A 12,590-nucleotide genomic window follows, 5' to 3' on the forward strand; every position below is an offset into this window, starting at 1 on the left:
TGTATATCTCTACACCTGGACGGTGACCGGCTGCACGCCCCAGATCTCGTCGCAGTACTCGCTGATGGCGCGGTCCGAGGAGAACTTGCCGCTGCGAGCGGTGTTGAGGATCGACATCCGCGTCCAGGCCGTCACGTCATGCCAGGCCTCGGACACTCGCTGCTGGCATTCGATGTAGGAGGAATAGTCGGCCAGCACCAGGAACGGGTCATGGCTGCGCAGCGAGTCCACAATCGGGGCGAACACTGACGGGTCGCCGTCCGAGAAGTGGCCACTGGCAATCAGATCCAGCACCGCGCGCAACTCGTCGTTCAGTTCGACGAAGTCCTCGGGCCGGTAACCCTCGTGCACCAGGCGCTCCACCTCATCAACGGTCAGCCCGAACAGGAAGAAGTTCTCGGCGCCGGCTTCGTCGCGCATCTCGACATTGGCGCCGTCGAGCGTGCCGATGGTCAGCGCCCCGTTGAGCATGAATTTCATGTTCCCGGTGCCTGACGCCTCCTTGCCCGCGGTGGAAATCTGCTCCGAAAGATCGGCCGCCGGGTAGATCAGGTGCGCGCTCTTGACGTTGAAGTTGGGCAGGAACGCCACCTTGATGAACTGGCTGACGTGCGGGTCGTTGTTGACGGCCTCGGCCACCGCGTTGATGAGCTTGATAATGCGCTTGGCCATGAAGTATCCGGGTGCCGCCTTGCCGCCGAAGATGAAGGCGCGCGGCGCGATCCGCAGCTCCGGGTTCTGCTTGAGCCGGTGGTACAGCGTGACGATGTGCAGCACATTGAGGTGCTGGCGCTTGTACTCATGAATCCGCTTGACCTGGATGTCGAACATCCAGGTGGGGTCCAGGTCCACTCCGGTGGTCGCCAGCACATACTCGGCGAGCCGGGCCTTGTTGAGGCGCTTGACCTCTCGCCACTGCATCCGGAAGGACGAGTCCTCGGCGTACGGCTCCAGCTCGCGCAGCCGGTTCAGATCGGCGATCCAGCCCTCGCCGATGGCGTCGTCGAGCAGCTCGCGCAGCCCCGGGTTGGCCAGCGCCAGGAAGCGGCGCGGCGTCACCCCGTTCGTCTTGTTGCTGAACCGCTCTGGCCACAGCTCGTAGAAATCCTTGAGCACGCTCTCCTTGAGCAGCTCCGAATGCAGCGCGGCCACACCGTTGATGGCGTGGCTACCGACGGTGGCCAGGTGCGCCATCCGCACGCTCTTGCCGCCATCCTCACCGATGAGCGACATCCGCCGTACCCGGGCGTCATCGCCGGGGAAGCGCGACCGGACCTCGTCCAGGAAACGCCGGTTGATCTCGTAGATGATCTCCAGGTGCCGGGGCAGTGATTCGGCGAACAGCCCCAGCGGCCAGGTCTCCAGCGCCTCGGGCAGCAGGGTGTGGTTGGTGTAGCCGAAGGCGGTCACGGTGATCTCCCAGGCCTCGTCCCAGCCCAGTCCGCGCTCGTCGATCAGCAGCCGCATCAATTCGGCGACACCGATAGAGGGGTGAGTGTCGTTGAGCTGCAGGGCGAACTGCTCCGCCAGCTCGTTGACCGGGCGCTCGGCCACGTCCTCCAGGATGTGCAGCACCCGCTGCAGCGAGCAGGACACAAAGAAGTGCTGCTGCAGCAGCCGCAACCGCTTGCCGGCCTCGGGCTCGTCATTCGGGTACAGCACCTTGGTGACGGTCTCGGAGGAGACTTCGTCCTCGACGGCCTTGTAGTAGTCACCGGCGTTGAAGGCGTCCAGTTCGAAGGACTGCACGGCGCGCGCACTCCACAGCGTCAGCGTGTTGCAGGTGTTCACGCCGTAGCCCTGGATGGGAGTGTCGTAGGGGATGCCCTTGAGGAAGCGCTGCGGAATCCAGCGCGCCCGGAAGTTTCCGTGCTCATCCAGATACTGCTCGGTGTGGCCACCCCACCCGACGATGAAGTTGAGGTCGGGTTTGGCTATCTCCCAGGGATTTCCGTTGTCCAGCCAGTTGTCGGTCTTCTCGACCTGCCACCCGTCGCGGATCTCCTGATCGAAGATCCCGTACTCGTAGCGGATGCCGTAGCCGATCGCGGGACGATCCAGTGTGGCCAGCGAGTCCAGGTAGCACGCCGCGAGCCGGCCCAGGCCGCCATTGCCCAGGCCCGGCTCTTCCTCACACTCAAGCACCTCGTCAAGGTCCTGGCCCAGCGCCGAAAGGGCATCACGGGCCTGCTGCTCGATCTGCAGGTTCAGCAGATTGTTGCCTAGCTGCGGCCCCATCAGGAACTCGGCCGACAGGTACACCGCCACCTTGCGGCTCAGATCCAGGTAGGTCTGCATGCTAGCGATCCAGCGCTGCTGCATGCGATCTCGGGTCGCCAGGGCCAATGCGCGGTAGTAGTGGGCGGGGGTCAGCACACTCGCCGGACGCCCGATCGAGTACCGCAGATGGTCGGTGATGGCTCGCTGCAGGGTCTCGGCATTCAAACCGGTGCGGGAATGCTCGTCGTGCTCGAGCTCGGCGAAGTTCGTCATGTCACCACCGTGCCATCGAATGGGCCACGGGAAAACCGGAAACAGGCGACCGGCAGGTTACTGGGGAGTGACCACCACCCGCACCCCGGACGGCTCCTTTGCCGCCCAGACGGTTTCGATATCGGCCAGCGGCCGGGCCAGTGTCTGTAGCTGCAGGTCGCCGCTGTCGACCATGGCGAAGAGCTTGGGCAGTGCCTCGGTACGTGCCTGCAACAGTGCCTCCGGCGGCACGCTGCCGATGCCGACACCGGACAACGTGATGCCGGTGCTGCGCAAAGTCGATGCGTTCACGCTGATCGTTTCCCCGGTCATCGCGCCGATCTGTACGAACCGGGTGGCGTGGAAGTGCGCCGAGGGGTGGCTGTCCGCCAGCGCGTTCAGGGTCTGCTCGGCGGGGGAGCCCCACAGATAATCCAGCACCGCGTCGAACGGGTGCGCCGCATGCCGCACGGTGATGGCCTCGGCCAGGTCATCGCTGCCCAACGCGATCACATCGTCGGCACCCACCGTGCGCAGCCAGTCCAGTCGCTCGGCGTTGCGTCCCGCGACGGTCACCTGTCCAGCGCCGAACACGGATTTGGCGAGCTGGACGGCCAGTGAGCCGGTGACCCCGGTGGCCCCGAGCACCAGCACATGCTGGCCAGGCCGCACGGCGGCACCATGGGACAGGGCCAACCAGGCCGATATTCCCGGGTTGGGGATCGCGGCGGCGGTCACCGAATCGACGTGCTCGGGTACCTCGACGGCACCGGCGGGGTACACCAGGGTGCGCTCAGCCATCATTCCGTACGGTGCAAGCGATCCGGAGTACACGCGCTTGCCGTTGGCCAGCCGGGCCACGCCGTCCACGCCGGCGATGGCCGGAGGAGTGATTTCCTTGCTGCTGTAATGCTTCCCGGAGATGACGGCCCGGGTGAGGTTGGTCAGGGCCGACGCCTCCACGGTGGCGACCTCGGCGCCGTCGGTGGGCTGGGGGTCGGGGAAGTCGGTGTAGGCGGGCTGTTGTCCCCACTCATGAACGACCGCTGCCTTCATGGCGTCCTCCTCAAGTTTCTGTAGAAATGGTTTCCATCGAAACCATGTGAACACTGTACGTCGCGCGCCGCGGGATGGCAATATGGTTTCCATGAAAACCAAGTCGGCGCTGATCGCCAGCATCAACACGCTGGTGAGTGCGGTGGGGGACAAGTTCGAACCCGATGAGGATGCCGACGCCGAACGGGATTTCATGGCGCAGCGGTGCCCGCGCCGGATGGAACGGCTCATCAGCACGTTGCCGACACTGTCGCTGCATCTGCTGGCGGCCGTCGCTGAGGGGCCGGTCAGCGTGGTGGGTCTGGCCGGCCGCTCGGGTCAGCTCAAGGGCACGGTGTCCAAGCACGTGCAGCGGCTGGTGGATGCGGGCTGGATTGAGCGCGCGCCGATTCCCGGTAACCGCAAGGAGATTGAGCTGATCCTGACGGCCGACGGACGTACCGTCGTCGACGTGCACGCCCAGCTCCATGAGGAAATGGATCGCGGCGTGCATGACTTCCTGCAGCGCTACAGCAATGCCGATCTGCAGGTTGTCGAGAAAGTCCTACAGGATTTGTTGGCCTCCGAAAAGGATGGCGTGCGTATCGTGGCGGCCGCGCGCTAGCGCGATTTCAGTCACGCACCTTGATGGAAAGCGTGGGTTTGGCAGTGCCCCCATGCTCCAGCCGTTCCCACGCCGTATCGATCAGCGGCTGCAGCAGCAGCGCGCCCATCTGGCGCACCATCACCGAGACGATCTGCGTCGATTCGGGCCGATCGGTGGGCGCCATGCCCTCCTTTCGGAGGTTGACCACCTCGTCGCGGGTCAGTTCAACCAGCGCGTCGAGCAGGTGGGTCTGTTCCACCGAGGGCTCCAGCACCGCCCGGCGCACGTAGTTCACCACCGGGGGATTGGCCGTGAGCATGTCGGTCACCGCGGCGTCGCGCGCTGCGGCGAGCTTGCGCGGGTCGGTCTCATGATCGGCCGAGCGCAACGCCTCGATGTAGTAGTCGACCACCAATTGATCGACGGCCTCTCTGAGTCCTGCCTTGGTCTTGAAATGGTGCTGCACCAGCCCGAGGGTTACCCCTGCCTCGGATGCCACCGCACGCAATGAGATTCGCTCCTCGCCGTACTGCGCGTAGAGATCCAGTGCCGTATTGCGAATACGCGCCTTCGCGGTGAGGTCCTCGGCGGCCGCGCGTGGGTTTGCCATGGGCGTCATCATAGCGCAGCCCTTTACAAATGAATCTCAAACGATACGCTTGTATCGTCTCAACGAGGAGGTCACTGACAAGATGTCTGCACTGTTCCCGGCTTATCACGCGTCCTGGGAGACCGACGCACACCGCGACCTGCGCAAGCACGCCGCGGAGTTTCTCCGCAAGGAGTCGACACCCCATCAGGAGCGCTGGAGCGCTCAGCATCAGGTGGACCGCGAATTCTGGAACAAGCTGGGCGACGCGGGCCTGCTCGGCCTGGACCTGCCCGAGGAATACGGCGGCGCCGGAGGCGATTTCGGGTTCTCCGCGGTGGTGGCCGAGGAACTAGCGCTGGCCCAGGACACCGCGACGGGCTGGGCCGTGCACTCGCCGATCGTCGCGCATTACATCAACACCTACGGCAACACCGAGCAGAAGGACCGCTGGATGCCTGGCATCATCAGCGGTGATCTGGTGTTGGCCATCGCGATGACCGAGCCCGGTACCGGCTCGGACCTGCAAGGGGTGCGCACCACTGCCATCCGGGACGGCGATCACTACGTGGTCAACGGCTCGAAGACGTTCATTTCCAACGGCACTCACTGCGACCTGCTGGTGATCGTGGCCAAGACCGATCCGGGGCAGGGCGCGAAAGGCATATCGCTGATCGTCGCCGAAACCAAAGATCTGCCAGGATTCGAACGCGGCCGGGTATTGCAAAAGGTGGGCCAGCACGGGCAGGACACCCGGGAACTGTTCTTCACCGATATGCGCGTACCGGTGGCCAATCGGCTCGGTGAGGAAGACGGACAAGGCTTCTTCCAGCTGATGACACAGCTCGCGCGTGAACGCCTGATCATCGCCGCGGGAAACGCGGGGATGGCCGAGGCCGCGGTGCTTGAGTCCATCGAGTACACCAAGGAACGCGAGGCTTTCGGCAAGCCGCTCATCAAGTTTCAGAACACCAAATTCCAGCTTGCCGAGCTGAAGGCGGAAGTGCTGTCCATCAAGACGACCGTCGACTGGTGTATCCAGAACTACATCGACGGCGCCAACGATCCCGCCACCGCGTCCATTGCCAAGCTGGTGGCCACCGACAAGGGGGTCGCCGTGGTGGATCGGTGTGTGCAGTTCTTCGGCGGCTACGGCTACATGATGGAATACCCGATCGCCCGCGCGTATGCCGCCGCGCGCGTGAACAAAATCTACGGCGGCACAAGCGAAATCATGAAAGAACTGATCTCTCGGTCGTTGTGACCGGCCACGATAAGGAGCCAGCATGAGACAGCAGAACAAGGCATTCGTCGTCGGAGTCGGCATGACGAAGTTCGAGAAACCCGGGAGCCGGGAAGGCTGGGATTACCCGGCGATGGTCAAGGAAAGCGGAACCAAGGCCCTCGACGATGCTGGGATACGGTACGAACAGATCGAGCAGGCATTCATCGGGAACGTCTACGGCGATTCGTGTTCCGGACACCGCGCGCTCTACGAGCTGGGCCACACCGGCATCCCGATCTACAACGTCAACAGCAACTGCTCGACCGGGTCGACGGCACTGTTCATGGCCGCCAATGCCATTCGTAGTGGGCAGTCCGATGTGGTGATGGCGGCCGGGTTCGAGAAGATGGAACGCGGCTCACTCAGCATGAAGTACACCGATCGCGAGTCGCCGCTGCTGCCGCAGCTGAACCGGTTGGGTGAGCTCACGCCGCCGCAAATGCCCATGACCGCATGGATGTTCGCCGCGGCCGCGGAGGAATACATGCGCGAGTATGGCCTGACCGCCGAGCAGCTCGCCTGGATCGGTTACAAGAACCACAAGCATTCGGTCAACAACCCCTACAGCCAGTTTCAGGACGAGTACTCGCTGGAGGACATCCTCTCCTCACGCAGCATCGTGGCACCGCTGACCAAGCTGCAATGCTCACCCACCTCCGACGGTTCGGCCGCGGCCATCGTGGCCAGCGAGGAATTCGTCGACAAGCACGGACTCGCCGAGCAGGCCGTCGAGATCGTCGGACAAGCCACCGTCACCGACCGCGCCGACACCTTCGACGGGACCGCCGCCGGAATCGTCGGTGCGCACATGAACAAGGCCGCGGTACAAGCCGTCTACGAGCAGGCGCAGATCGGGCCCGAGGACATCGACGTCATCGAACTGCACGACTGCTTCTCCGCCAACGAAATCCTGGTGTACGAGGCGTTGGGGCTGTGTGAGCGGGGTGAGGCAGGCAAGCTGATCGACAACGAGGACACCACCTTTGGAGGCAAATGGGTGGTCAATCCGTCCGGCGGCCTCATCTCCAAGGGGCACCCGCTCGGTGCCACCGGGTTGGCCCAGTGCGCGGAGCTGAACTGGCAACTGCGCGGGCAAGCCGACAAGCGGCAGGTCGCCGGCGCCGCGACCAAGGACGGGGTGGCCCTGCAGCACAACATCGGGCTCGGCGGTTCGGTGGTCGTCACCGCCTACCGGCCCGCGCAGCGTTAGGCGGCGCGCACCAGGCCCGACCGCGCGAACCGGCCGGCGGGGGAGAAGCGCTCCAGAATGGCGTCGGCAGGTTCTCCCGCCCAGTCGGTGATCAGTTCCTTGGCGGCCTCGACCGACGTCACCCGTTCAAAGGGTTTCGGGTCGTCGAGCAGGCTGAACAACCGGGACGCGAAGCCCTCGTGGACGTGGGCCGCAGCGAAGAACAGGTCGCCGTAGTCGTGCAGCTCATCGTCGCCCAGATAGAGCCTGGTCACCAATTGAGCGGACCTGGCGCGCTGGTCATAGAACTCCTCGTACGCGGCGGTGAGCCACGCCGTGTCGAAGGGGCCGTCATGTGCGGCGGCCCTGTGGACCAGCGCGGCCGCCTGCACCAGACCGCCCTGCGCGCCCTGCCCGGCGATCGGGTCGTACGCCACCGCGGTGTCACCCAGCGCGGCAACGGGATGCCCGCCGGCGGTGCGGCCCACCCCGTGCCGCACCAGCTGCGTCACCGCTCCGGTGATCCACGAATGCGGATCCTCTTCGATGACGTTGAGCGCCAACACCTCCGGCAGGTCCCAGTCGAGGTATTCGCGATGTACGTCCGTCACCGCCTGGAGCGCGGAGGCCGCGCTGTCGACCTCGGCGTAGCGCCGCTCCCATTCGCTACCGGGCTTGGCCCAGGTCAGGAATGACCACGCGGGCCCGGCGTCCTTGTGCAAGTAGGGCCCCCACCAGGCCTCACCCTGGTCGGTGATGAACGAGAACGCGCTGTGCCGTCCACCGGCGGAGCCCCGGTGCGCGAAGACCTCCGGTCCATGCCCCAAGCCGGCCACCGTCAGCATCAACAGCCGCCGCTGCGGGCGGTCATACACGGTGCGCGAGGCGTCCACCGGAAACAACGAGGACAGCCCGCTGCGGCCGGTCGCGACTAGGGTCAGATCGTGCCCGGCGGCGATCCCGTCGAGGCGTTCCGGATGCACCTGCTCCACCACAAAGCGCCCGCCGCGCTCCTGGAACTTGGTGAGCCGGTCGTCGGCCTTGAGTCTGGTGTCGACGGCGACGCCGCGGGTACCGCCGTCGAAGTCGGCGTCAAAGGCGATGACCTCGGGGCGGGCAGGTTCGCTGCCGTCGACAAGCCGCACGCTGAGCCCCGTCGAGGTCGGGCCGGGCTCCAGGTAGCTGGTGAGCCCCAGGCTGGCCTCCGCGCGCTGTGCCGCGCCGAAGATCAGCGCCGTGCCCGTCGCGGGTACGTCCTCGCGCAGACTCCGCTGGTGACGATCGCTATAGATAGTGACGTCAAAACCCTTGTCCAGCAGTCCCAGCGCGGCGGTTACGCCAGTTTGGCCCGCGCCGATGATGGCGGCCTTGCGCCCATGTTTCGTCGTCATGTTCGCCACTATCGATGTGTGAACTTGTGCGCGAAAGGCACCCGCTCACGGTGATTGCAAGGGCAATAATGGCCCGTGCGCAATCGGCAGCGGCTGGAACCGGGTTTCCAGTACAACGTGGTCACCAATGGCCTGCGAGATACGGGGCAACTGGGGCGGCTCCAGGTCGCTATCGGCGTGATGTGCATGTTGGTGGTACTGCTCGGTGTGATCAGCAACTTCAATTCTCTCGGACCACAGGGTTTTTGGCCGCGTACGATCCTGAACATCGCGGCGGGGTCGGCGGTGATCGTCGGCCTGTGCTGGTTCCTTCTGCCGTGGCCCAGTCGACGCGTCATTGTCTGTTTCGTGGTGTGGGCCGACGTGACGGTGGCGATCGGGACAGGAACCTTTTCCGATCCCATGGCCCGGCTTTTTGCGGTTATCTACCTAGGCCTTATTGGGCTGGTCCCCGCCTTTTTTCTGGGGAGACGCGGGCTGGTGGCGCATTGCGGTTTCGGGCTGGTGAACCTGGGCGTGCTCGTCACGCTCAATGTCCATTCCGGCAATTCGACATGGTTCGACCAGATCATGTACGTGTTGCCGGTTCTTACCTCCGTCATGATCGTCCCGATCCTCCTGCAATCGGTGATCGAAGGGACTACGTACTCGATCCTGGGATCGGCGGTTGCCGCCAACCGTGATCCGCTGACAGGCCTGCTGAACCGGCGGGGGGTCACCACCACCACGCAGCTCCTGCACCACAAACGGCTTGATGCCGTCGAGGTCGTCGTCGTGCTGTTGGATCTGGACGGCCTTAAGGAACTCAATGACGCACGTGGTCACGACGCCGGAGACGCGGCGCTGATAGCGGTGGCCGACATGCTGATGGCGAGCACCCGCGTCGGTGAGATCGCCGCCCGCATTGGTGGTGACGAGTTCCTGGTCGTGGCATTTCCCGGCAGACGTGAGAGCATCCACGACACCATCCGCCGGGTCAGCACTCCGCGCCCTGGGATCGATTCATGGAGCCTGAGCGTTGGTGCCGCCTGGCAGTCCACCGTCGATGGAGGTTTTGATTTCGAGCACCTCATCCGGCGCGCGGACGAGGACCTGTACCGGGCCAAGAGCTCGCGTGGTCTGTCGCAACAGCGCCAATGAACGGCAGTATCTAGCTCTCTGGCGCGGCGTAAGTCTGCCGCCCAGCCAGGTAGGTGGCTTGCACCGAGATATCTCGCAGGGCGTCCGGATTCACCGCGTGCGGATCGGCCGAAAGCACCACCAGGTCGGCATACTTGCCCCGCTCCAGGCTGCCGATCTCGGTGTCCAGGTGCAATTGCCAGGCCGCGTCGATGGTCTGCGCCCGCACCGCCTGGGCGACGCTGATCCGTTGTTCGGGCGCCAGGATTCGGCCCGAGCCGTTGGCCTTGCGGGTGACGGCGGTGGCGATGTTGCCCAGCGGATCCGGGGGTGAGACGTTGCCGTCGTTGTGAAACGAAACCCGAAGCCCGGCATCGAGAGCCGACTTCGCGGACATCCAGTGCGCGCCATGATCCTGGCCAAACAGTTCGTCAATGAGCGGATCGCCCCAGAAGTAGACGTGCTCGATGAACAGGCTCGGATGCACGCCCAGGCGTGCCGCGCGCTGGAACTGTGTGGGGGTCATCGCGCCCACATGTTCGAGGCGCGAGCGCACCGAGGCGGGGGATTGGGCCTTTTCGTAGGAGTCCAGAACGACATCGATCGCCGAGTCGCCGTGCACGTGGCAGGACAGCTGCCAGCCCTGTTTGATGAATCCCGTGGCCAGCTCGGTGATCTGCTCGGGGGTGTAATTCATGCCCCCGTGGTGGTGCGGTTCCAGCCCCATGCGGCGGGTGGCCGCGGTATCCAAGTAGGGGAACGAGGTGAAAATGTTTCCCTGCCACGGTGATCCGTCCGCCCATAGCTTCATGCCGATCTGGGCGAACAGCTGATCGGCGCCGGCCCGGGCGCCCGCCACGTGGCCCGGATCCTTGGCGAGATCCGGGGTGCCGATCTCGTAGGCGCGGATGCGGAGCTTGACGTCGGGGTCCGCGGCCATCTTGCGATACAGGTCACCTTGTTGGGCGGCGGTGTAGCTGTGCTCGCTGGAGGTCGCGATACCGGCGGCTGCCAGCTGCCCGAACGCCCACTGCATGTTTTCGAATGCGTTGGGCTGCGCGACTTTCAAGAGATAAGGCATGGCCAGCGTCTGCAAAGCCGCGGCCTCACGCACTTCGCCAGTGAGTTCACCATCTGGGCCGCGAACATATTCCGCGCCGACCGGATTCGGGGTGTCGTTGGTGATACCCGCGAGCCGGAACGCGGCGGTGTTGGCATAGGCGGCATGCCCGCTGTTGGCGATGATGATCACCGGATTGTTCGGGGCGAGCCTGTCGAGCTGTGTGCGCGTGGGCAATTGGAGATCGGGCTGAAGCAGGACGTCGATGCCGTACAGCAGCACCTGAGTGCCATCGGGACCGTCCTGAATCGCGTCGGTGAGCTTTCGCATCACCTCCGCACCGGTCGGCACCACGAACGGCCGCACATCGATCGCCGGCGGGCCCAGGGTCAGCGCGACCTGCAGGGGATGGCTGTGCGGTTCCACGAACGCGGGCAGTAGCGCGCGCCCGCCGAGTTCGATCACCTCCGTGCCGGAGGTGCGCAGCGCCAGCACATCCCGCCGCGAACCGACGGCGGCGATCTTGCCTCCGGTGACGGCCAGCGCCTCGGCCACGGTGCCGTGCCCGTCGATCGTCACCACCGGGCCGCCGACAAAGATCAGATCGGCACCTTCACCGGCGCCGGCGTCATCGCCGCACGCGGCAAGCGTGGCCAATCCCGTTGTGGCAGCGGCCGCGGCGGCACCGCCGACCACGAACTGCCTCCGATTGATCGACAACGCAATTCCTGGCTACAACACCACGACGGAACGCAGCACCTCGCCGTGATGCATCTTCTCGAAGGCGGCTTCGATGTTCTCGATGCCGATGCGTTCGCTGACAAAGCGGTCCAGCGGCAACCGGCCCTGCTGGTAGAGCGACACCAGGGTGGGGAAGTCGCGTTCCGGTAGGCAGTCGCCGTACCAGGACGACTTCAACGACCCGCCGCGCGAGAAGAAGTCGATCAGCGGCATCTCCAGTGTCATGTCAGGGGTGGGCACGCCAACCAAAACCACGGTGCCGGCCAGATCGCGTGCGTAGAAGGCCTGCTTCCAGGTTTCCGGCCGGCCCACCGCGTCGATGACCACGTCGGCGCCGAACTCGTCGGTGAGTTCCTGGACCGCGGTGACCACATCATCGACCTTGCGGGCATTGATGGTGTCGGTGGCTCCGAAGTCCTTGGCCCAGGCCAGCTTGGTGTCATCGGTGTCGATGGCGATGATCGTGCGTGCCCCTGCCAACCTGGCACCCGCGATCGCGGCATCGCCGACCCCGCCACAGCCGATCACCGCGACGGTGTCGTCACGGCCCACATTGCCGGTGTTCACCGCGGCGCCCAGCCCGGCCATCACGCCGCAGCCCAGCAGTCCCACCACGGCCGGGTCGGCCGACGGATCCACCTTGGTGCATTGCCCGGCATGTACCAGCGTCTTCTCGATGAACGCGCCGATACCCAGGGCCGGGGTCAGCTCGGTGCCATCGGTCAGCGTCATCTTCTGGGTGGCGTTGAAGGTGTCAAAGCAGTACTGCGGGCGCCCGCGTTTGCACGCCCGGCACACGCCACACACGGCCCGCCAATTCAGGATCACGAAATCGCCCGGCTGGACGGTGGTTACACCGTCGCCGACGGTCTCCACGACTCCCGCGGCCTCGTGGCCGAGCAGAAACGGAAACTCGTCGTTGATGCCGCCCTCGCGATAGGTCAGGTCGGTGTGGCATACCCCGCAGGCCTGCACCTTCACCACGACCTCACCGGGGCCTGGATCGGGGACGATGATGTCCACCAATTCCACGGGCGCCTTCACCGAACGAGCGATCACACCGCGCACAGTTTGAGACATGCGCATGACGCTACAGTCCCAA

The 12,590-nt window shown here is 65.0% G+C and carries 10 protein-coding genes; 4 read left to right on the plus strand and 6 right to left on the minus strand.

Annotated features, from left to right (window positions below):
* Positions 1–9: 9 nt before the first annotated feature.
* Together ABG82_RS10010 and ABG82_RS10015 are read right to left on the minus strand one after the other, a co-directional pair.
* Positions 10–2,493, minus strand: coding sequence for a glycogen/starch/alpha-glucan phosphorylase (locus tag ABG82_RS10010; protein WP_043080059.1), 2,484 nt, complete (start codon positions 2,491–2,493; stop codon positions 10–12).
* 57 nt (positions 2,494–2,550) lie between these two features.
* On the minus strand, positions 2,551–3,528 hold the full coding sequence (locus ABG82_RS10015) for a quinone oxidoreductase family protein (RefSeq protein WP_043080080.1): 978 nt from the start codon (positions 3,526–3,528) through the stop codon (positions 2,551–2,553).
* A 91-nt stretch (positions 3,529–3,619) separates the two neighbouring features.
* Between ABG82_RS10015 and ABG82_RS10020 the strand changes: the two genes are divergently transcribed.
* Complete coding sequence (locus ABG82_RS10020) at positions 3,620–4,132, plus strand: MarR family winged helix-turn-helix transcriptional regulator (RefSeq protein ID WP_043080079.1); 513 nt, start codon at positions 3,620–3,622, stop codon at positions 4,130–4,132.
* A 7-nt stretch (positions 4,133–4,139) separates the two neighbouring features.
* Here ABG82_RS10020 and ABG82_RS10025 read toward each other — a convergent pair whose 3' ends face one another.
* Positions 4,140–4,724 carry a TetR/AcrR family transcriptional regulator gene (locus tag ABG82_RS10025; protein ID WP_043080078.1) on the minus strand — a complete coding sequence of 195 codons (585 nt, stop codon included), beginning with the start codon at positions 4,722–4,724 and terminating at the stop codon, positions 4,140–4,142.
* Positions 4,725–4,806: 82 nt separating this feature from the next.
* On the opposite strand from ABG82_RS10025, the gene ABG82_RS10030 reads away from it, so the two are divergent.
* Together ABG82_RS10030 and ABG82_RS10035 are read left to right on the plus strand one after the other, a co-directional pair.
* Positions 4,807–5,967, plus strand: a complete 1,161-nt coding sequence (locus ABG82_RS10030; RefSeq protein WP_043080058.1) for an acyl-CoA dehydrogenase family protein — start codon at positions 4,807–4,809, stop codon at positions 5,965–5,967.
* Between the two features lie 22 nt (positions 5,968–5,989).
* Entirely contained in the window at positions 5,990–7,198 is a 1,209-nt protein-coding gene (locus ABG82_RS10035; RefSeq protein ID WP_043080057.1) for a lipid-transfer protein, read from the plus strand.
* Here ABG82_RS10035 and ABG82_RS10040 read toward each other — a convergent pair.
* Positions 7,195–8,568, minus strand: coding sequence for a styrene monooxygenase/indole monooxygenase family protein (locus ABG82_RS10040; RefSeq protein WP_043080056.1), 1,374 nt, complete (start codon positions 8,566–8,568; stop codon positions 7,195–7,197). The two genes, ABG82_RS10035 and ABG82_RS10040, sit on opposite strands and share 4 nt — an antisense overlap.
* Positions 8,569–8,643: 75 nt before the next feature.
* Between ABG82_RS10040 and ABG82_RS10045 the strand changes: the two genes are divergently transcribed.
* Positions 8,644–9,708, plus strand: a complete 1,065-nt coding sequence (locus ABG82_RS10045; protein WP_043080055.1) for a GGDEF domain-containing protein — start codon at positions 8,644–8,646, stop codon at positions 9,706–9,708.
* A 10-nt stretch (positions 9,709–9,718) separates the two neighbouring features.
* Here the strand turns inward: ABG82_RS10045 and ABG82_RS10050 are convergent, their stop codons facing one another.
* Both ABG82_RS10050 and ABG82_RS10055 read right to left on the minus strand, forming a co-directional pair.
* Positions 9,719–11,467 (minus strand): amidohydrolase, encoded by a 1,749-nt coding sequence (locus ABG82_RS10050; protein WP_043080054.1) that lies wholly within the window; start codon positions 11,465–11,467, stop codon positions 9,719–9,721.
* Between the two features lie 12 nt (positions 11,468–11,479).
* Positions 11,480–12,568, minus strand: coding sequence for an S-(hydroxymethyl)mycothiol dehydrogenase (locus ABG82_RS10055; RefSeq protein WP_043080077.1), 1,089 nt, complete (start codon positions 12,566–12,568; stop codon positions 11,480–11,482).
* Positions 12,569–12,590: the final 22 nt, after the last annotated feature.

The organism is Mycobacteroides immunogenum, from assembly GCF_001605725.1.
Lineage (GTDB): Bacteria > Actinomycetota > Actinomycetes > Mycobacteriales > Mycobacteriaceae > Mycobacterium > Mycobacterium immunogenum.